The 17858-nt window shown below is 64.2% G+C and carries 17 protein-coding genes; 7 read left to right on the top strand and 10 right to left on the bottom strand.

What is annotated here, in order from left to right; all coding sequences use genetic code 11:
• Positions 1-136: 136 nt before the first annotated feature.
• On the top strand, positions 137-952 hold the full coding sequence (locus L8F45_RS05990) for a YdcF family protein (RefSeq protein ID WP_342361975.1): 816 nt from the start codon (positions 137-139) through the stop codon (positions 950-952).
• Between the two features lie 15 nt (positions 953-967).
• On the opposite strand, the gene L8F45_RS05985 is transcribed toward L8F45_RS05990, so the two are convergent.
• Positions 968-1255, bottom strand: coding sequence for a DUF3253 domain-containing protein (locus L8F45_RS05985; protein ID WP_342361974.1), 288 nt, complete (start codon positions 1253-1255; stop codon positions 968-970).
• A 96-nt stretch (positions 1256-1351) separates the two neighbouring features.
• Between L8F45_RS05985 and L8F45_RS05980 the strand changes: the two genes are divergently transcribed.
• Positions 1352-1765, top strand: a complete 414-nt coding sequence (locus L8F45_RS05980) for a rhodanese-like domain-containing protein (RefSeq protein ID WP_342361973.1) — start codon at positions 1352-1354, stop codon at positions 1763-1765.
• A 12-nt stretch (positions 1766-1777) separates the two neighbouring features.
• Here L8F45_RS05980 and L8F45_RS05975 read toward each other — a convergent pair whose 3' ends face one another.
• Positions 1778-2236: a gamma-glutamylcyclotransferase family protein gene (locus L8F45_RS05975; RefSeq protein ID WP_342361972.1), complete on the bottom strand. Its 459-nt coding sequence runs from the start codon at positions 2234-2236 to the stop codon at positions 1778-1780.
• A 128-nt stretch (positions 2237-2364) separates the two neighbouring features.
• Between L8F45_RS05975 and L8F45_RS05970 the strand changes: the two genes are divergently transcribed.
• A complete protein-coding gene (locus L8F45_RS05970) occupies positions 2365-2901 on the top strand; it encodes a DUF1697 domain-containing protein (RefSeq protein WP_342361971.1) in 537 nt (178 codons plus the stop codon).
• 3 nt (positions 2902-2904) lie between these two features.
• Here the strand turns inward: L8F45_RS05970 and L8F45_RS05965 are convergent, their stop codons facing one another.
• From L8F45_RS05965 to L8F45_RS05955, 3 genes are all read right to left on the bottom strand, one after another.
• Positions 2905-3405: a DUF805 domain-containing protein gene (locus L8F45_RS05965; RefSeq protein ID WP_342361970.1), complete on the bottom strand. Its 501-nt coding sequence runs from the start codon at positions 3403-3405 to the stop codon at positions 2905-2907.
• A gap of 100 nt (positions 3406-3505) precedes the next feature.
• Positions 3506-5524 carry an acetyl-CoA carboxylase biotin carboxylase subunit gene (locus L8F45_RS05960; RefSeq protein ID WP_342361969.1) on the bottom strand — a complete coding sequence of 673 codons (2019 nt, stop codon included), beginning with the start codon at positions 5522-5524 and terminating at the stop codon, positions 3506-3508.
• Positions 5525-5697: 173 nt separating this feature from the next.
• On the bottom strand, positions 5698-6168 hold the full coding sequence (locus tag L8F45_RS05955; RefSeq protein ID WP_342361968.1) for a hypothetical protein: 471 nt from the start codon (positions 6166-6168) through the stop codon (positions 5698-5700).
• Between the two features lie 313 nt (positions 6169-6481).
• Here L8F45_RS05955 and L8F45_RS05950 point away from each other — a divergent pair, with 313 nt between their 5' ends.
• The 3 genes from L8F45_RS05950 to L8F45_RS05940 all read left to right on the top strand — a co-directional run bounded on the left by L8F45_RS05950 (position 6482) and on the right by L8F45_RS05940 (position 9842).
• The gene (locus L8F45_RS05950) at positions 6482-7645 is read left to right on the top strand and encodes a glycosyltransferase family 4 protein (RefSeq protein ID WP_342361967.1); all 1164 of its coding nucleotides are present in this window, start codon (positions 6482-6484) and stop codon (positions 7643-7645) included.
• On the top strand, positions 7638-8456 hold the full coding sequence (locus L8F45_RS05945) for an FkbM family methyltransferase (RefSeq protein ID WP_342361966.1): 819 nt from the start codon (positions 7638-7640) through the stop codon (positions 8454-8456). Before L8F45_RS05950 ends, L8F45_RS05945 begins: the two co-directional genes overlap by 8 nt.
• Before the next feature lie 180 nt (positions 8457-8636).
• The gene (locus tag L8F45_RS05940; RefSeq protein WP_342361965.1) at positions 8637-9842 is read left to right on the top strand and encodes a dipeptidase; all 1206 of its coding nucleotides are present in this window, start codon (positions 8637-8639) and stop codon (positions 9840-9842) included.
• A 364-nt stretch (positions 9843-10206) separates the two neighbouring features.
• Here L8F45_RS05940 and L8F45_RS05935 read toward each other — a convergent pair whose 3' ends face one another.
• The 4 genes from L8F45_RS05935 to L8F45_RS05920 all read right to left on the bottom strand — a co-directional run bounded on the left by L8F45_RS05935 (position 10207) and on the right by L8F45_RS05920 (position 14839).
• A complete protein-coding gene (locus L8F45_RS05935) occupies positions 10207-11127 on the bottom strand; it encodes a DUF3313 domain-containing protein (RefSeq protein ID WP_342361964.1) in 921 nt (306 codons plus the stop codon).
• Positions 11128-11310: 183 nt separating this feature from the next.
• Positions 11311-12843 (bottom strand): acyl-CoA carboxylase subunit beta, encoded by a 1533-nt coding sequence (locus tag L8F45_RS05930; RefSeq protein ID WP_342361963.1) that lies wholly within the window; start codon positions 12841-12843, stop codon positions 11311-11313.
• Positions 12844-12924: 81 nt separating this feature from the next.
• Positions 12925-13704: an ATP12 family chaperone protein gene (locus L8F45_RS05925; RefSeq protein ID WP_342361962.1), complete on the bottom strand. Its 780-nt coding sequence runs from the start codon at positions 13702-13704 to the stop codon at positions 12925-12927.
• Positions 13705-13768: 64 nt separating this feature from the next.
• A complete protein-coding gene (locus L8F45_RS05920; protein ID WP_342361961.1) occupies positions 13769-14839 on the bottom strand; it encodes a diguanylate cyclase domain-containing protein in 1071 nt (356 codons plus the stop codon).
• Between the two features lie 1147 nt (positions 14840-15986).
• Here L8F45_RS05920 and L8F45_RS05915 point away from each other — a divergent pair.
• Positions 15987-16523: a DUF4946 domain-containing protein gene (locus L8F45_RS05915; protein WP_342361960.1), complete on the top strand. Its 537-nt coding sequence runs from the start codon at positions 15987-15989 to the stop codon at positions 16521-16523.
• 17 nt (positions 16524-16540) lie between these two features.
• On the opposite strand, the gene L8F45_RS05910 is transcribed toward L8F45_RS05915, so the two are convergent.
• Positions 16541-17635, bottom strand: coding sequence for an RluA family pseudouridine synthase (locus L8F45_RS05910; RefSeq protein ID WP_425329986.1), 1095 nt, complete (start codon positions 17633-17635; stop codon positions 16541-16543).
• Positions 17636-17858: the final 223 nt, after the last annotated feature.

Genomic DNA, 17858 nt, shown 5'->3' with positions numbered 1-17858 from the left:
ATCGAAACGCGCTTTACGCATTAACCCTAAGCGTTTCTGAAGGGCCGGGCGCAACGGCGCGCGGCGCGCCCGAATGCCCCGTTGCGAACGCCGCGCCGGCGCCTAGCGTGTGCGTAGCCGAAATTTGAGCCCCAGCATGTTCTTTTATCTCTCAAAGCTCGTCTGGCTCGTTCTGACGCCGACGAATTTCTTCATCCTGCTGATCCTGTGCGGCGCGCTTCTCGCCTTCACGCGATTCATGCGGCTTGGGCGACGCATGATTTGGGCGGGCGTCGCGCTTCTCATTGTCGGCGGCTTCTCGCCGCTCTCGACGATGATGATGACGCCGATGGAAGAGCGGTTTCCGATGTGGAGGGAAGCCGCAGGGAACGAGCCCTACGGAATCATCGTGATCGGCGGCGCGATCGACGGCGAAGTCTCGGGGCTGCGTCCGGGAACGCTGGAGCTCACCGAGGCGGGCGACCGCATCACCGCGCTGATCGAACTTGCGCGCCGCTATCCCCAGGCGAAGCTCGTCTTCTCCGGCGGCGTCGGCGATCTCGTCGGCGACGTGTTCGGCGCGCATGGCGTCGAAGCTGATCTCGTGAAGGCGAAGATCGGCGCCTATGGCGTCGATCCCGCGCGGCTCGTTGTCGAGAACCAGTCGCGCACGACCTGGGAGAACGCCGTCATGACGCGCGACGTCGTGCGGCCCGAGCCCGGCCAGCGCTGGCTGCTCGTGACGTCAGCCTGGCACATGCCGCGCGCCGTCGGCTGTTTCCGGCAGGCCGGCTTCTCTGTTGACGCCTATCCCGTGGATTTCAGGACCGCGGGCTGGGCGACCTTTGTCCGTCCCTTTTCGGAGGCCGCGCGGGGACTGCGGCGGCTCGACCTCATCGCCAAGGAATGGGTCGGGCTCGTCGCCTATTGGATGTCAGGACGCAGCAGCGCGCTTTTCCCTGGGCCGCTCTGAGGAACGAAACGCCGCTCAGTCGCTGCGCGGCTGGGAGATGCGATAGACGCCCTTGAAATCATCGGGATCGACGATCCGGCCCTTGCGCGTGATCACCAGCCTGCCCTGCTTCATCAGCCTGACCGCGGTGCGGCGAGCCGGCTGCATCAGCGGCCCCCATTGATCGGGATGATCGCCGCCGACGAGACGCGCCGCTTCGGAAGGACAAGCCGTCCTGTCGGGGCCGCGCTCGGCGACGAGCCGCAGCATGGCGGCTTCCAGCGCCTCGTTTCGCGCAACGGGATTCGGGTCGGTATTCGGCATGCGCGCGAGATGCGCCCGCAGCGCGCGGCGGTCAAGCGCAGCCCGCCATTGACGCGCCTGTCCCACCTTCCAATGTGATGCGCACAGGAGACGCCGATGCCCCAGCAGATCACCCGCGGCTACAAGACGCTGCTCGAAGAGGCGGAGAAGGACATCAAGACGCTCAGCGTCGAAGAGGCGCTGGCGCTGCATGGATCGGACGATGTCGTCTTCGTCGATCTTCGCGATCCGCGCGAACTCGAGCGCGAAGGCCGGATGCCCGGCGCGTTCCATTGCCCGCGCGGCATGCTCGAATTCTGGATCGACCCTGAAAGCCCCTACGCCAAGCCCGTCTTTCAGGAAGACAAGCAGTTCGTGTTCTTCTGCGCCGGCGGCTGGCGCTCTGCGCTCGCGGCGAAGACGGCCAAGGATATGGGTCTGAAACCCGTTGCGCATATCCGCGGCGGATTTGGCGCCTGGAAAAAGGCAGGCGGCGAGACGCTCGCGGAGGCGTCGAAAGAAAAGAAATGAACCGTGCGGCGCTTATGCGTTCTTGAAGACGCCGGCGCGCGCGGGCTCCTGACTGCGCAGCGCGGCGATCGAAGCGAGATAGGGCGGCGGCAGTTTCCAGCTTTCCGCGGCGGCGATGATGGCCTCGACATACCCCGGCAGCGGGGCGCCTTGCGCGCTCGATGAGCCGATATAGATCATCGCGCGCGCCGATCGGCCTCGCGTGAGGATGACAGGCGCGAATATCTTGCGATAAAGGCCGCGATCAAGACCCTCGAAACGATCGAGCGCGCGCACATCTGCGAGCGCGAGGTCCCAGGCTATCCCGATCACCGCATCGCGCAGCGAGCGTTGCACCGAGGCGTAGCCATCAGCGGTGATGAACAGCCTGTGTCGCGCCAATCGCGCGACGCCAAGCGCCTTCGATGCGGGACAACGACGCGCCATGGCGTCAACATCCATGTTCGCGCCATAGGCGAAATAAAGCGGCATGATCGATCGCTCAGAGGTTCACTTCGTTCTGTCATGACCGCCCAAGTCACGCAAAGCTGATTCAGCGCTTGGCGGCCGGCGGCGTGATCCGTTAGCTGTCGCGACGAATCATTAGCTTCGGGCAGCAGATGACCATTTACGTCGCCCTGCTCCACAGCGTCGTCCTGACGCCCCAACGCCGCGTGATCATGAGCGACCTGCGTGCAATGGCGGAGGAGATCGGATTCCGCAATCCGCGCACGCTTGTTTCGACGGGCAATCTGATTTTCGAAACGAAACAAAAATCGGTGGCGCAGATCGAGAAAAAACTCGAGACCGCGTTCGCGAGTCGTTTCGGCAGAATTGTCGACATCATCGCGAGAAGCGCCGACGGCTGGCGCGCAATTGTCAGCGCCAACCCTTTTCCAGAGGAGTCCGGGCGCGATGGCGATCGGGTGGCGGCGCGCATCATGCGCAAGCCGCTTGACGACGAAGCGCTTGCGGCGCTGCGACCTTATCAGAAAGACGAACGGCTTGCCGTCGTCGCCGGCGATCTTTGGTGCAGCTTCGCAGGCAAGCCAAGCGAGTCCCGGCTATTGCCAGCCATGACGACGAAGCGCCTCGGCGTCGGCACGTCGCGGAACTGGAACACGATCCGGGGAATTGGCGAGATGCTCGGCGATTAGCCGCTATCCCATCGCGATCGTCGACATCGGGCCATCGCCCGGCGAGAAGCCCGATGCGTCCGGCTGCGGACCATACATATTTGCGCCGCCCTGCCCTTCGCTGATCTGCAGCCACAAAATCGCGGCGATGATCGGCGCCACGCAGCCCGACAGCATCAGCTTGTAGCCGTCGGCCGCCGGCTGCATGTCTTCGACGCCAAGCGACACGAACATCGACACGGCGAGCACCGCAGTCCAGATGAATTCAAGCGCGACGCCCGCAGGCAGCCACCAGGCGGACATGCCGAGATCATGCAGTCTCTTGCACACCGCTGCGATCGCGATCCAGGCGAACAGAATTTTCAGGAGAACGATCGGCGCGGATGACGGGTTGACGCCGCTCCAGATCAGCGACGCGCCTGTTACTTCAACAACCATGATCGCGCCGGCCGCAACGAGGAGGCCCTTGCGGTTCGCCCGTCCGCGTGGATCGAAAAGCGCCTGCGAGATGCGATTGAAATTCATGGCGAAGCCTGCCGGTCTCCGACGGCAAGCTCGCAAGGGCCGGTTGAGAATGTCTTAAGAAAGCGTTGAAATCGCCGGTCACATGAGGCGCCAGAAGCGCCTACGCGAACTCCATGATCACGGCGTCGACGGCGAGCGTGTCGCCCGCCTTGCACATGATCTTGCCGATCGTCGCGTCCTTCTCGGCGCGCAGAACGTTCTCCATCTTCATGGCTTCGACGATGCAGAGAGCTTCGCCCGCCTTCACCTCCTGGCCGGCGGTCACGGCGATCGACTTCACCAGACCGGGCATCGGGCAAAGAAGCTGATTGCCGACGTCGGCGCCCTTCTTCTCCGGCATCAACGCCGCAAGCTCGGCCTCGCGTTTCGTGTAGACGCGCGCCTCGGCGAATGCGCCGGCATGGCCGAGCGCCACGCCATTCGGGATGGCGCGCACGAGAACCGCGATCGATCGTCCTGCGACCGAGCCGCGCCAGACAGGTTCGCCCGGCTTCCACTCCGAATAGAGCGAGACCCTACGCGCCTCCGCGCCGCCTGATCCGATCTCGATCGACAGGCCCTGATCGCTGTCGCCAAGGATCACGGCGTCCAAGGATTGTGCGCCAAGCAGCACGACGCGCACCTTCTCGAACACCACCTTGCGCCAGTTCTCCATCTGCCCGGAGATCGCGCGCTTGCGCTCGTTGAGCTTGTGGTCGATCGCAGCCGCCACCGCAGCCATTCGAAGCGCAACGTCGCCTGATGGCGCAGGCGGCGCAAAGCCGCCGGGAAACTCTTCCGCGATGAAGCCGGTCGAGAGCGCGCCGGCGCGCCAGCGCGGATGCTGCATCAGCGCCGAGAGGAACGGGATGTTGTGGCGGATGCCATCGATGGCGAAGGAGTCGAGCGCCTCCGCCTGCGCGTCGATCGCCTCTTCACGCGTCGCAGCATGGGTGACGAGCTTCGCGATCATCGGATCGTAGTAGATCGAGATTTCGCCGCCTTCAAAAACGCCGGTGTCGTTGCGCACGGTCGCTGCGCCGCTTAGGCCCTCCGCCGGCGGGCGATAGGTCGTGAGGCGTCCCGTCGAAGGCAGGAAGCTGCGCGTCGGGTCTTCGGCATAGACGCGGCTTTCGACGGCCCAGCCATTGAGCTTGATGTCACTCTGCGTGAAGCGCAACTTCTCGCCCGCCGCAACACGGATCATCTCCTCGACGAGATCGACGCCGGTGATCATCTCGGTGACGGGATGCTCGACCTGCAGGCGCGTGTTCATTTCGAGGAAGAAGAAGCTGCGGTCCTGGCCCGCGACAAACTCCACAGTGCCGGCGGAATCGTAGTTCACCGCCTTCGCCAGCGCGACCGCCTGCTCGCCCATGAGCTTGCGCGTCGCCGCATCGAGCAATGGCGACGGCGCCTCCTCGATCACCTTCTGGTTGCGGCGCTGGATCGAACATTCGCGCTCGCCGAGATAGACGACGTTGCCATGCTTGTCGCCGAGCACCTGGATTTCGATATGCCGGGGATCGATGATGAATTTCTCGACGAAGACGCGATCATCGCCGAAGGACGACGCCGCCTCCGATTTGGCGCGCGCGAATCCGTCCGCGACCTCGCCGGCGGAGTGGGCGATGCGCATGCCCTTGCCGCCGCCGCCCGCCGACGCCTTGATCATCACGGGATAGCCGATCTCATTGGCGATCTTCACCGCCTGCTCCGGCGACTCGATGATGCCGAGGAAGCCGGGAACGGTCGACACCTTCGCCGCAGCCGCGGCCTTCTTCGATTCGATCTTGTCGCCCATCGCGGCGATCGCGCCGGGATTGGGGCCGATGAAGGTGATATCAGCCGCCTTCAGCGCGTCGGCGAACGCTTCGCGCTCGGAGAGGAAGCCGTAACCCGGATGCACCGCCTCGGCGCCGGAGGCGCGGCAGGCCGCGATGATCTTGTCGATGACGAGATAGGATTGCGCCGCCTGCGGCGGACCGAGATGAACAGCCTCATCGGCCATCTCGACATGGAGCGCGTCCCGATCAGCGTCCGAGAACACCGCCACCGTAGCGATGCCCATGCGCCGCGCGGTCTTGATGATGCGGCAGGCGATCTCGCCCCGGTTCGCGATCAGGATCTTCGAGAACATATGCCCCACCTCGCCCACGGCCCGGGTTAACAGCCCTATCCCGGCCGACGTTTCGGAAGCCGCCTCTCTTCCGATAGGGGCCCCTGCAAGGTGGGTCAATGAAGCGCGCCGCGGAACCATTCCGCGACAGCGCAGGTCCGCGCGGCGTCTGTTCGACGCCGCTCATTGCGCGATCAGATGGTGATGCCCGAGGAATCGAGCCAGCCGAGCGTCATCGCCACGGGCGCGCGCTGCTGCGGCTCCGCGTTGCGATAGCCGAACGCGACCGCGGCCAGGCGCGGATCGCAGACATGGGCCTCGCGCACCAGCGCGACCAGAAGGGCGCGATGGGAGCCTGCGGCCCGCTCGCCTTCCAGCTTGATGCGCGCCAGCACCCAGTCAGCCATGGCGGGCGTCACGACCCCGGTCGGGCGCTCGCCCCAGACCAGAATGTCGACCAGCGTGTCGACGAAGAAGGACGTCCATTCGAACGTCGCCTCCGGCGTCCCCGCGTCAATCTGGAACAGCGCGTCGGCGACCGCCATTCCGTCCGCCTCGCCGTCATAGTCTTCCGCGTGACGACGCAGCGTCACGACGTCGGCGTTGGTGATGCGGCCGGCGCTCGCAACGCGGCGCGACCAATCCATGAGGAAATCGATGTTCATCTGTTTTCGCCTCCCCGGCGGTTTTTTTGCCGGTATGTCCCTGTCACGAGACGATCCTGACGCGGAGGAGGTCGCGAAGAAGTTAATCTGAAAGTCTGAATGTCTGTTCAGGTTAAGCACCGGTCAGAGTCCATGGTTGCGAGGACATTGACAGGCTGACGCTCACGCCCCGAACGCGCGATGAATGAACGCCTGTTCACGCCCGACGGCCTGATTTCGCCGCGCGCCAGTGAGACGCCATGGCACGCGCGTTGCTGAATACAGGCCAGCGGCGCGAAATCTGCGCCAAAACGAAACAGCAGGCTGCGCGGAATTGCGGACAGTTCTCATCAACCATTTGCTCGAGCCGCCGGGCCGCGTCACGGGAATCACGCGCTTCCTGTTCGCGCTGCTGCCAGCCCTGCTTGGCCTGACCGACGATCAATATGTGCTGGTCACATGCTGGAGCGAGGCTGATCTGCCACAGGCGCTGCTGCATCCGCGCCTGCGCGTGATCACGCGACGCTTCTGGAAATCGACGGCGCTCAACGTGCTGATGCAGAACGCGACGTTGCCGGGCCTGATGCGGCAAACGGGCGCGTCGATTGAATTCAACGGCAATCCGATCGGCGGATGGATCGGCTCATGGCCGCGCATCCTCACCGTGCATGATCTCTATCTCAAGACTCTGCCCAAGGCCTATCCGCTCCGTCATCGCCTGGTCTGGGACTTAGTCTTTCCGCTCGCAGCGCGCAGCGCGCGACACATCGTCGTTCCCTCATCGAGCACGAAAGAAGACCTGATCCGGGCCCACGCCCAAACCGCCGGCAAGATCGAGATCATTCCGGAAGCGCCAGCCTTCACCACATCAGCGGCGATCGCGTCCGCGCCGATCGCCGGCCGTTACGGGCTCATGGTCGGCAATCTGTCGCCGAACAAGAATCCATCCGTCGTCATCGAGGCGCTGGCGTTGCTCGCGGCGCGCGGACTGCGCGCGCCATTGCTGCATATCGGCCGCGACGAACATGATCTCCTGCGGACGGCCGTCGCGCGCCATCCCGAGATCGCGTCTGTGACTTCGATTCATGGCGTTGATGACGAGATGCTGCGAGCGGCCTACGCGCATGCCGGCTTCTTCATCAATTCCTCGCTGCATGAGGGCTTCTGCCTGCCGGTCGTCGAAGCGCAATCGCTCGGCGCGCCCGTCATCGCTTCCAATCGCTCGGCGCTGCCGGAAGTGGCCGGCGATGGCGCGCTCTTCATCGATCCGACATCGCCAACGGAAATCGCCGACGCGATCGCGCTGATCTGGACCGACGCCGCCGCCGAAGCCGATCTCAGGCGGCGTTCGCGCCAGAACGCCGAACGCTTCTCCTGGGAGCGGGCGGCGGAAATGCTCGCCAATCTTTTTGACGAGGCGACGCCGCGGAAGAAATCGCCGCGCCTCATCTCCCCCGACCTTTTCAGCGCAGAAACAAAGGAGTCCCTCCATGCTTGAGCTTGCCGTGAAATCCGCGGCGCGCACGGCGCTCCGGCGATTTGCGCCCCAGGTCCTTGTGCATCGTCATATGCGCCGGTTCGGACGCGACGAGATCGAGGCGTTCGTTCTCGACCTGATCGTCCCCTCCGGTCATGAGGCGATCGATGTCGGCGCCAATTGGGGCGTCTATGCGCGCAAGCTCGCGCCGTTGTGCGACCGCGTCCATTGTTTCGAGCCCAATCCGGAGCTTGCGGCCATTCTTCAGCGCACGCTGCCGTCGAATTGCATCGTCGAGCAGGCGGCCGCGTCAGACAAATCAGGCGAAAGCACGCTCTTCCTGCCGCTTGACGCGTCGCGCGTCGTTGACGGGCTGGCGTCCCTCAATCCTCCGCCCGGCATGAACCTCGCCGCGATTCCCGTGCGGACGAAATCGCTCGACGCTTTCATCGATCGGCCCATCGGCTTCATCAAGATCGACGTCGAAGGCGCCGAGATGGCGGTCCTCGCCGGCGCCCGCGAACTGGTCGCGCGCCATGCGCCTGTCATTCTGATCGAGATCGAGGAGCGGCATCGGCAGGGAGCGATCGCCGAAGCGCGTCGCTGGTTTGAATCGCGCGGCTATCAGGGCTGGTTCATCGATCAGGATCAGTTCAGGCCGATCCACGAATTCAGCCCGGCGATGCAGGACTGGAGCGCTTTCGACTCGCAGGCCCCGCGCCGCAGCCAGCGTTACGTCAACAATTTCCTGTTCGCACCGGCGGGTTTCGTCACCGCGGGCATGCGGGACGCGATCCATGATCGCCTCGCAATGCTGCACGACGACGAATGAGCCGTTCCGATCTGGCGTGAGGCGATTTCCAGTGGCACGATGACGCCCTTAGATCACGTTCCCCATTTTGATTGAAACAATCAAAATGGGGAACGTGATCGATTCCAAAAACTTAGAGCATGGCTTAAGCGAAAAACCCGTTCCCACTTTTTCGCGCCATGCTCTGCAGGAGCCGTCCGAATGTCCGCTGCGTCGTCCAACGCCATCAAGTCTTCGCGCGCCAAAACCAGCCGGCGCGCGGCGCTCGCCAAGGCGCGCGACTTTCTATCACGCCATCTGCTGATCGATGGCCATAACGATCTGCCCTGGGTGATCAGGGGCGACCGCGAGGCGCGCGGAGACGTCGCCAGGTTCCGGCTGGAAACAAGCCGCAACCGCGGCGACACTGACATTCCGAAGCTGCGCAAGGGACAGGTCGGCGCGCAGGTGCTGGCCGCGTTCCTGCCAACCGAAATTCCCCATCCCGCGACTGTCACGCTCGAACAGATCGATGTGATCAGGCGGATCGAGGAGCTGCATTCCGACGTCTTCCATCCCGTGCGGAAGACCTCCGACCTCGCGACGGCGCGAAGGCTCGGCAAGATCGGCTCGATCATGTCGGTTGAGGGCGGCGTCGGCCTCGAGAACAGCCTGAAGCCGCTGCGCGCCTGGCATACGCTCGGCATGCGCGTGATGACGCTCTGCCACAATGGCGCGCTCGACTGGATCGACAGTGCGACCGACAAGCCGCGCCATGACGGCCTGACTGATTTCGGCCGCGAGGTGATCGCGGAACTCAACCGGCTCGGCGTGCTGATCGATTGCAGCCACGCGTCGCCGAAATCGACCCACGATGTGCTCGACGCATCGACGGCGCCGATCGCCTTGACCCACTCCAACGCATTCGCGCTGTGCGATCATCCGCGCAATGCGCCCGACGATATCTTGAAACGCCTGCCGGCGAATGGCGGCATCGTCATGGCGACCTTCGTGCCGGCTTTTATCAGGCAGAAGACGCGCGACTCGCTCAAACGGTTCCAGGACAGCTATGGAAAAGCGCCTGATACGCCGAACAAGGACGATCTGAACGCCGCCAAGCGAGAGTCGATCTCGGAATGGGAGAGCGACGGCCCCGCCCTGCTCGCCAATCACATCGAATATATGGCTGATATCGTCGGTCCCGATCACATCGGCATTGGTTCGGATTTCTTCGGCGGCACAAATCCGCCCGGCCTTGAGGATGCGAGCACATTCCCGCATCTGTTCGCGGAACTGATTTCGCGCGGCTGGGGCGATGCTGCGCTCGCCAAGATCGCTGGCCGCAATTTCCTGCGCGTGCTGAAGACCGTCGAAAAGCGCGCAGTGGAGCTGGCGAAGCCCGCCGTCAAGGCGCGCAAGGCGGCGTGAGGCTTCGCGCCGCCTGACTAGGCTGCATACTCATAATTCGAGGCGCTCAGCGTTCGCTCAAGGGCCGTCGAGGGCAAGGAGACGGCGCGAAGATGGTGTTGTCCACCATCGAGCGACGTGTCCGCCGCAATCGGCGGCCCTTCAGCGAACCCACCCACATCGCATTGATGCGATGTGGGCGCTCTTGATTGCCTATCCCGGCTACAGCCGGGATAGGTGGGCGCGGCGAAAAGCGCCCATGATCGGGCTTCGCGTCCTCGACCGTGGGAGAACCACGGCCTTCGGCCGCGAAACCCGCCCTGAACACTTTTCGACTCGCGCGCTGAGCCCTCCAATTATGAGTATGCAGCCTAATTCAGCGCTTCTACTGAACCGCCGCGGTTTGCTGCTCCGCCGGCGCGCCCTTGTCGGTCCATTCCGGCGGCGCGCCGACAGCGCCGCCGATGATCCCCATCACGCCTGGCGCGCGTCCGAAAGCCTCGCAGACCGGATTTTTCGGCGCGCCGCCCATGGCTGATTGAAGGCTGGCGAGCGAAGGCGTCGGCAAGGAGTTGAACGGGCTTTCTCCTGTCACGAGCAGCTTGCTGAAATCATCGCCGAAGGCGCTGGCGAACTCATAAGCGTCGCCGGATGATGAGACTCTGGCCGTTCCCCACAACGCATTCGCCCCGCGCCCCCAGACCATCGCAGCGACCTGTTCGCCACGCGCAATTCCGCCGTCAACCTTCCTGCGACGCTCCTTGCCGCTTGCGACGACAGGCGGCGGCTCCGTACGCGCCTCGGCTTCGATCGAGAGGCTGCCCAGGCCGATCGGCAGCCTCGGCACGGGAACCGGCACTCCAGGCAACAGCACCGACTTGGCGACGGATGCGACCTTTGTGACGGCGACCGCCTTTTCATCCGTCGCCGTCATGTGGGTGATCACGGCGCGCACGGTTAAATCCGCTTTCTCTGACGCGGGCACGATCTGAAAGCGCTCGCTGAGTTTCCCGCAGAGCGAGCGGTCAACGACATTCGCGATCAGCTTGCGTTGGTCATCCGAGATTTCGTCTTGTCGCGCAGAAGCCGAAAAGGTGGTCGGCGCCAGCTTGAGAGTTCGCGCGGCGAGCACGGCGTCCTTGTTCACGCGCAGCTTCGATCGCGCGAAAACGCCGTCGGATTGCGTCAGATCGGCGTAGGAGGTCAGGGAGCCGCCGCCGTCCAATGGCGCCGTCGCGCAGCCGCCCATCATCAACGGCATCGCGATCCAGAAAATCGCGCCGTCACACCCGCGTAACATCGGCATCAGAAGCCCCCAACCATATCGCCCAAGGCGAGCAGCGGCTTCCCGGAGTTCAGTCGACTCTCGGCCGCGTCGCGTGATTGGCGAGATTGGCCCACTCAACAGGGCTTAATTGCGATGGCGTTGGGGCAAGCTTGCGGCGGTCAGACATTCCACGCCTCACCGCCGCGCGCCATCGCCGCGATATTATAACGGCAAATTGTCATGCTTGCGCGCCGGCCGCTCGACACTCTTCGTCTTCAGCATCGCCAGCGCGCGCGCAATGCGACGCCGCGTCGAATGCGGCATGATGACTTCGTCGATATAGCCGCGCTCCGCCGCGACGAAGGGCGAGAGGAAGCGCCCTTCATATTCGGCCGTGCGCGCCGCGATCTTTTCGGGATCGTCCATCTCGGCGCGGAAGATGATCTCGACCGCTCCTTTCGCGCCCATCACGGCGATCTGCGCCGTCGGCCAGGCGTAATTCACGTCGGCGCCGACATGCTTCGACGCCATGACGTCGTAGGCGCCGCCGAACGCCTTGCGGGTGATGATCGTCACCAGCGGCACATCGCACTGGGAATAGGCGAAGAGCAGCTTCGCGCCATGCTTGATGAGGCCGCCATATTCCTGCGCCGTGCCGGGCAGGAAGCCCGGCACATCGACGAATGTCACGATCGGAATATTGAAGGCGTTGCAGAAGCGCACGAAGCGCGCCGCCTTGCGCGACGCGTCGCTGTCGAGCACGCCGGCGAGCACCATCGGCTGGTTGGCGACGACGCCGACCGTCGAGCCCTCGATGCGCGCGAAGCCGGTGACGATGTTCTTCGCGAACGCTTCCTGAATCTCGAAGAAGTCGCCTTCATCGACGACCTTCAGGATCAGCTCCTTGATGTCGTAAGGCTTGTTCGGATTGTCGGGCACGAGCGTATCGAGCGAATAGTCGATCCGGTCCGGCATGTCGTAGCTCGGCCAGCTCGGCGCGCCGGCCTGATTGTTCGCCGGCAGGAAGTCGACGAGCCGCCTGACCTGCAGCAGGCATTCGACGTCATTCTCGAAAGCGCCATCTGCGATCGACGATTTGCTCGTATGCACCTTCGCGCCGCCGAGCTCTTCCGCGGTGACGACTTCGTTGGTGACGGTCTTCACCACATCAGGGCCGGTGACGAACATGTAGCTCGTGTCGCGCACCATGAAGATGAAGTCGGTCATGGCGGGCGAATAGACGTCGCCGCCGGCGCACGGCCCCATGATGACCGATATCTGCGGGATGACGCCTGACGCGATCACGTTGCGCTTGAACACTTCGCCATAGCCGCCGAGCGCCGCAACGCCTTCCTGAATGCGCGCGCCGCCGGCGTCGAACAGCCCGATGACGGGCGCACGCATTTTCAGCGCCATGTCCTGGATCTTGATGATCTTCTGCGCGTGCGTCTCCGACAGCGAGCCGCCGAACACGGTGAAGTCCTTGGCGAAGACGAACACGGTGCGGCCATTGACAGTGCCCCAGCCGGTGACGACGCCGTCGCCCGGCACATGGCTCTTCTCCATGCCGAAATCCGTGCAGCGATGCTGCACGAACATGTCGAATTCCTCGAAGCTGTCATTGTCGAGCAGCAGCTCGATCCGCTCGCGCGCCGTCAGCTTGCCGCGCTTGTGCTGGGCCGCGATGCGGTTGTCGCCGCCGCCCTTGCGGGCGCCTTCGCGACGGTCTTCCAGCGTTTCGAGAATGTCCTTCATCGCAAGCATCTCTCCCCGGCGCACTCCGGCCTGCGCGCCAACGAGGTGCTTAGCAGGTGCGACGGAAGCCGCAACCGACCGTCAGGACGAGAGCAGGAACGCCGCCGCGTCGAATTCGCGCCGCCGCAATGCGCGGCGAGCAAGCGCCTCTTCGTCTTCGCCCCAGATCTGCATCTGAACGTCTTCGTCGACATGGGCGGCGGCCCAGGCCGCGTCGGCGTCGAGATGGCCGTCGAACAGCGCAAGCGCGAGGATCGCGGAGCCAGTCAGCGTTGTCACGGAATGCAGCGCGGCGAGCGCATGCGGCGCGGGGATTGTTGCGACGGCCGCCGCAATCGCATCGATCGCTTCGGGCGGCTGACTGACGAACATCACGCCCTCCGCCAGCGCGAGACGCGCGCCGTGGCGCTCCCGCGCCCAGCGCAAAACCGGGTCCCAGAGTTCGGTCTGGCGCGCCACGAGCTTCTCGGGCTCGGCGGCGCGATAGCAGAGGAGATCGCTGCCGGCATATTTCACGATGTCGGCGCGAACCTCCGCCGCGCGGTCCGCCACACCGTCGATGGCGGAGTTGATCAGCCGAGTCAGCGGCATGTCTGCGGGATCGATGGTCTCCCCGACCGCGTTCCATTCGGCCGCCAGCCGCTCGCCTGAGATGAGATCGGGGGCGTAAAGCGGGCGCCGGGACGGCGTCCTCGCCGGCCGGCCGTCGAGCGTGAGGCCATAGCCGCCTTCGACCGGCTCAGCCGCGGCCACGCGCCAGAAGCGCTTCGGCGCCGGCGTCTTCGAGGCACGGCGGACCAGATCAGGCGCGGCGGGCTTTTGGCCGTCGGGAATGTCGAAGGGGGATGGCGGGGGCGTCATGGCGGGGCGATAGCCCAATCGGCGACCCGAGGAAACGCGGCGCGTTAGCGCCGCCACGAAGCGCTCACGCCACCGACTTCATGTCCGCCGCCGGCTCGTCATCAGCAAAGGCGTAGCCGGAACAGGCGCGCTTCGCGCGATACATGGCGGCGTCCGCCGCTTCGAGCAGCCTGTCCGTCGTCTCGCCATGGGCCGGCGCGAAGGCGACGCCGATCGAGACGCCGACCTCGACGGGACCCGCCTTCAGCGCAATCGGGCGCGAAACGGTCTCGACGATCTGCTGGGCGATCTGCCGCGCCGAGGCGTAGGTCGCGCGCGGTCCCGCCACCACCACGAATTCATCGCCGCCATTGCGCCCGACAAAGGCGTTGCGCGGAACCGCCTGGGCGATGCGCGCCGCCACTTCGATCAGCAGCGCGTCGCCGGCCATATGGCCGAGCTGATCGTTGATCTGTTTGAAGCGGTCGAGATCGAGCGCCATCACGGCGAAGCTCGCCTCGGGCCCTTCGGCAAGATCGTCGGCAAGGCGGGCCAACCGCCGCGTCACCGCGGCGCGATTGCCGAGATGGGTCAGCGGGTCCTGAAACGCCAGGGTCGCAAGCTCAATCTCGCGCCGACGGATTTCGGTCAGGTCGCGCATGACGAATGCGAACTCATGTGTGGCGGCCGCGACGCCATGCCGACGCGCTACCTCGACGATCAGCCATTCGCCGACGCGGTTCTCACACTCGATCGCGCCGGTGGAATCGAGCCCATGCTCGAGCGCGAGCGTCATGGCCTCGACGATCGGTCCGGGAAGGACATCTGAAATGTCGCAGCCGGCGATCTCCTGGTGATCGACGGCGGCGAGGGCCGCAAAATGCGCGTTGCCGCCGCAGAGTTTGCCATCATCGCCGACCACGAACGCGGCTTCCGAGGAATCGGAGAGGAAAAGCTCCGACCCGCCCTTCTGCGTCTCGGCCGCGTGGATCGTCGCGGAATTCTGCGCCATGAGCACGAACCAGACCGCAGCCACCATCAGCGCGATCGCGCCGGCGAGAAGCGTGGCGGCGAAAGGACCTGACAGATGTCCGGTCGCCATGGCGATGACAAGCGCCAACGCCGATGCTCCCACGAACATCACGAATTGCAGCACGCGGTTCCGGCTGGGCGACTGTCCTGCGCTCGGGAACGGAAAGTGACGCATACTGCCGGGTGACGCTCCAACGCCGCTCAGGCCGCGCCTCGACGCAGCCATTGCCGGAGCACGTTAGGTCACGCCAGTTAACGCCCTGTATTACCGTTAGGAGGAAGTCGTCCGGGCTTTTAGCGGTTACAGGGTCAGGGATCGATCGCAGCGCTTGGCGGTCGCAAACTTCGATCGCACGGCGAAGGGAAAGCCGAAGTAATAGGAAAAAAGTCATTGACAGCGTAACGCTGCTCAGGTAGAAAAGGAGCACGCTCAGAAATTGCGAGCGGATTCGACGCCTGGCTCATGGAGCGCTCCCGCGCAGAACGTCGAAGCCCATCTATTCTTGGCGAGGATTGCATGAAGACCGTCGCAGGGGCGTTGGCCTTTTTCATGTGCGTCGTCGGCGTTCCATTTGCGAACGCGCAGACGCGGTACATTACGCGGCCTGACGTCAACGGCCGACCGACCCGGATTCCGGTGGCGAAGACGTTCGATGAATGCGTCGCGATCAGCACCGGGCGATTGGGACATCCGCGCGTTGGACCGAGAGGCGAGCAAGACCCGCGCGGCGCGGTCGGATTTTGCGCGCGCCTTAATCTGCCGCGTTAGATGTTTAGTCTCGGCTAGAGCATGGCGCGAAAAAGTGGGAACCGGTTTTTCCGAGACGAACGCGAGCGTTCGCTCTGTAAAAGCCATGCTCTCAATTTTTGGAATCGATCACGCCGCATTTTGATTGATTCAATCAAAATGCGGCGTGATCTAGAGGCTCAAGCATGAGCACGCTGAAACTCTTCACCGTCAGTCTTTTAACCGATCGGCCTTCGGCGTTCAAATTCGCCGGAGGCCGGCGCCTGGAGCAGCAGACCGTCGATTCCCGTATCAGCGCGAGAACTGCGTCGAGGTCGCGTTCTCAAAGGCAGGCGTCGAGTTCCTTTCAAAAAGTACGATGGGTGAGGGAGTCCGACTTCGCGATCTCAATCAGTGGCCCATAAAAGTCGGGCTGAGCGACCAAGGACAATCGCCCCGCCAACAGGTCAGCCTGTGCGTCACCGCACAGAATGCCGAAGACGGTGAGTAGTCCATAGCGAACCAGGCTCAACAGGGGGCGCGTATGAAGCAAAGCGTTCATTTTATCGCGCAGACAGGAGCCGTCATTGCCGCGTTTCTCTTGCCCGCGTCGGCCAGAGCCGCGGAAGTGAGCGTCGATTGGCCCGCTGGCTGGACAGTATCGAAATTGGCGGCCCCGAGCGGCAGCGAAGGTTATCGGCTAAGAGCAATCCTTCCAGGGACAAACAACAAACCGCTCGCGGTGATCGAATTGACCGTCTTGAAGCGGATAACCTCAGGAAATTTCAATCTTCCTGTCGAGTTCCACAAGGTGCAAGACGCCATGCAGCAGGGCTTCGCGCAACTAAACGCGACGGTTTCGTGCACCGCGTCGTCACAGACGTCTTTTGGCGGCTTGGACGCGCTTGAGACCACCTGCACGGCGGGTAAGGATGGTGCGAATTTCGTCAAGCAGGTAATCGATATCGGAGGGGGATCCGAGCACGCCTACTCTCTCACTTACTCAGCCTCGCCGAACGGCTTTGACGAGCACTTGCCTCCCTTTGTGGAGGTGCGAGCGAAGCTGCCTGCGCTGAATTAGCGCGCCCGCGCCGCGGCTCATTCATCGGGCGCGTCGAGGATCGGATCGTAGCGCTTCGCGTCAAGGCCAAGCAGATTCCAGGTCTGCTGCATATGAGGCGGCAAGGGCGCGCTGACGTCGATCGTGCCTTTTCCGCGCGGATGCGGAATGACGATCCGCCGCGCCAGCAGGTGCAGCCTGTTCTGGATGCCGCCCGGCAGGCTCCAGTTCTCGATGTTGAAATATTTGGGATCGCCGATGATCGGATGCCCCATCTCGGCGGTGTGGACGCGAAGCTGGTGGGTGCGCCCGGTGACCGGCTTCAGCGACAGCCAGGCGAGCTTCTGGGCCGAGGTGTCGACAACGGCGTAGTAGGTCAGCGCGTGCGACGCGCCCTCGTCGCCATGGCGCGCGACGCGCATGCGGCTGTCGCCGTCGTCCTGCTCCTCGCGCGCCACATAGGTCGAAATGCGGCCCTGCCTGACCCTCGGCACGCCCGACACCAGCGCCCAGTAGATCTTGCGCGCCGCGCGGGTCCGGAAGGTCTTGGCGAGCGTCGAGGCGGCGAAGCGCGTCCTGGCGATGACAAGACAGCCCGCCGTGTCCTTGTCGAGACGATGGACCAGCCGGGGACGCTGCCCGTCCGGCTCCATCATGGCCATCAACATGCCGTCGACATGGCGCGTCGTGCCGGAGCCGCCCTGCACTGCGAGCCCGAACGGTTTGTTGATGACGAGCACATCGTCATCCTCATAGAGCGTGATGTCCTTGAGCTCGGCGATCACTTTGGCGCGGCGTTCTTCGTCCGGCCGCATCGGGGCGTCGCGCCGCACCGGCGGGATGCGGACCTTTTGTCCCTCCTCCAACCGATCCTTGGAGTCGGCGCGCTTGCCATCGACGCGCAGCTCGCCCTTGCGCACCATGCGCTGGATATGGGCGAAGGACAGGCCCGGGAATTTCGCCTCGAGGAAGCGGTCGACCCGCATGCCATTCTCGTCGGCGCTGACCGTCACCGTCTGCACCGCCGTCGAGATCATGTCTGCCGGCGCGCGTTCGACGGGCTCGTGGTCGCGCTCAGGCTGGATCGGCGCGCGGTCGCGGCTGAAATCCCGCTCGCGCGATTTCGCGCCCACTTGAATCTTTCTGGCAGGAGCCTGATTCTTTTTCTCAGGCGCTTGATTCAGTTTCTGAGGACGATCGCCGCGCGGTCGATGCTCCTCGCGTCGCGCATCAGGCTCGCGCGCGAAGCGACTCTCGCGACTCGGCTTTTCCGGCTTGCCGAATTTGCGATCGCCCGCCGCGCGGCTCTTCGGGCGCTCGCTTCGCTCCGGCGCGTGACCACGGCCGCCCTCCGCT

It is taken from the genome of Terrirubrum flagellatum (assembly GCF_022059845.1).
Taxonomy (GTDB): domain Bacteria; phylum Pseudomonadota; class Alphaproteobacteria; order Rhizobiales; family Beijerinckiaceae; genus Terrirubrum; species Terrirubrum flagellatum.
Note: the sequence above shows the minus strand (reverse complement) of the source record. Positions and strands in the feature narration are given on the sequence as shown.

Bases quoted from the DNA above. Each gene is read 5' to 3' on its own strand.
- L8F45_RS05990 (WP_342361975.1), top strand. From the start codon at position 137: ATGTTCTTTTATCTCTCAAAGCTCGTCTGGCTCGTTCTGACGCCGACG.
- L8F45_RS05985 (WP_342361974.1), bottom strand. From the start codon at position 1,255: ATGCCGAATACCGACCCGAATCCCGTTGCGCGAAACGAGGCGCTGGAA.
- L8F45_RS05980 (WP_342361973.1), top strand. From the start codon at position 1,352: ATGCCCCAGCAGATCACCCGCGGCTACAAGACGCTGCTCGAAGAGGCG.
- L8F45_RS05975 (WP_342361972.1), bottom strand. From the start codon at position 2,236: ATGCCGCTTTATTTCGCCTATGGCGCGAACATGGATGTTGACGCCATG.
- L8F45_RS05970 (WP_342361971.1), top strand. From the start codon at position 2,365: ATGACCATTTACGTCGCCCTGCTCCACAGCGTCGTCCTGACGCCCCAA.
- L8F45_RS05965 (WP_342361970.1), bottom strand. From the start codon at position 3,405: ATGAATTTCAATCGCATCTCGCAGGCGCTTTTCGATCCACGCGGACGG.
- L8F45_RS05960 (WP_342361969.1), bottom strand. From the start codon at position 5,524: ATGTTCTCGAAGATCCTGATCGCGAACCGGGGCGAGATCGCCTGCCGC.
- L8F45_RS05955 (WP_342361968.1), bottom strand. From the start codon at position 6,168: ATGAACATCGATTTCCTCATGGATTGGTCGCGCCGCGTTGCGAGCGCC.
- L8F45_RS05945 (WP_342361966.1), top strand. From the start codon at position 7,638: ATGCTTGAGCTTGCCGTGAAATCCGCGGCGCGCACGGCGCTCCGGCGA.
- L8F45_RS05940 (WP_342361965.1), top strand. From the start codon at position 8,637: ATGTCCGCTGCGTCGTCCAACGCCATCAAGTCTTCGCGCGCCAAAACC.
- L8F45_RS05935 (WP_342361964.1), bottom strand. From the start codon at position 11,127: ATGCCGATGTTACGCGGGTGTGACGGCGCGATTTTCTGGATCGCGATG.
- L8F45_RS05930 (WP_342361963.1), bottom strand. From the start codon at position 12,843: ATGAAGGACATTCTCGAAACGCTGGAAGACCGTCGCGAAGGCGCCCGC.
- L8F45_RS05925 (WP_342361962.1), bottom strand. From the start codon at position 13,704: ATGACGCCCCCGCCATCCCCCTTCGACATTCCCGACGGCCAAAAGCCC.
- L8F45_RS05915 (WP_342361960.1), top strand. From the start codon at position 15,987: ATGAAGCAAAGCGTTCATTTTATCGCGCAGACAGGAGCCGTCATTGCC.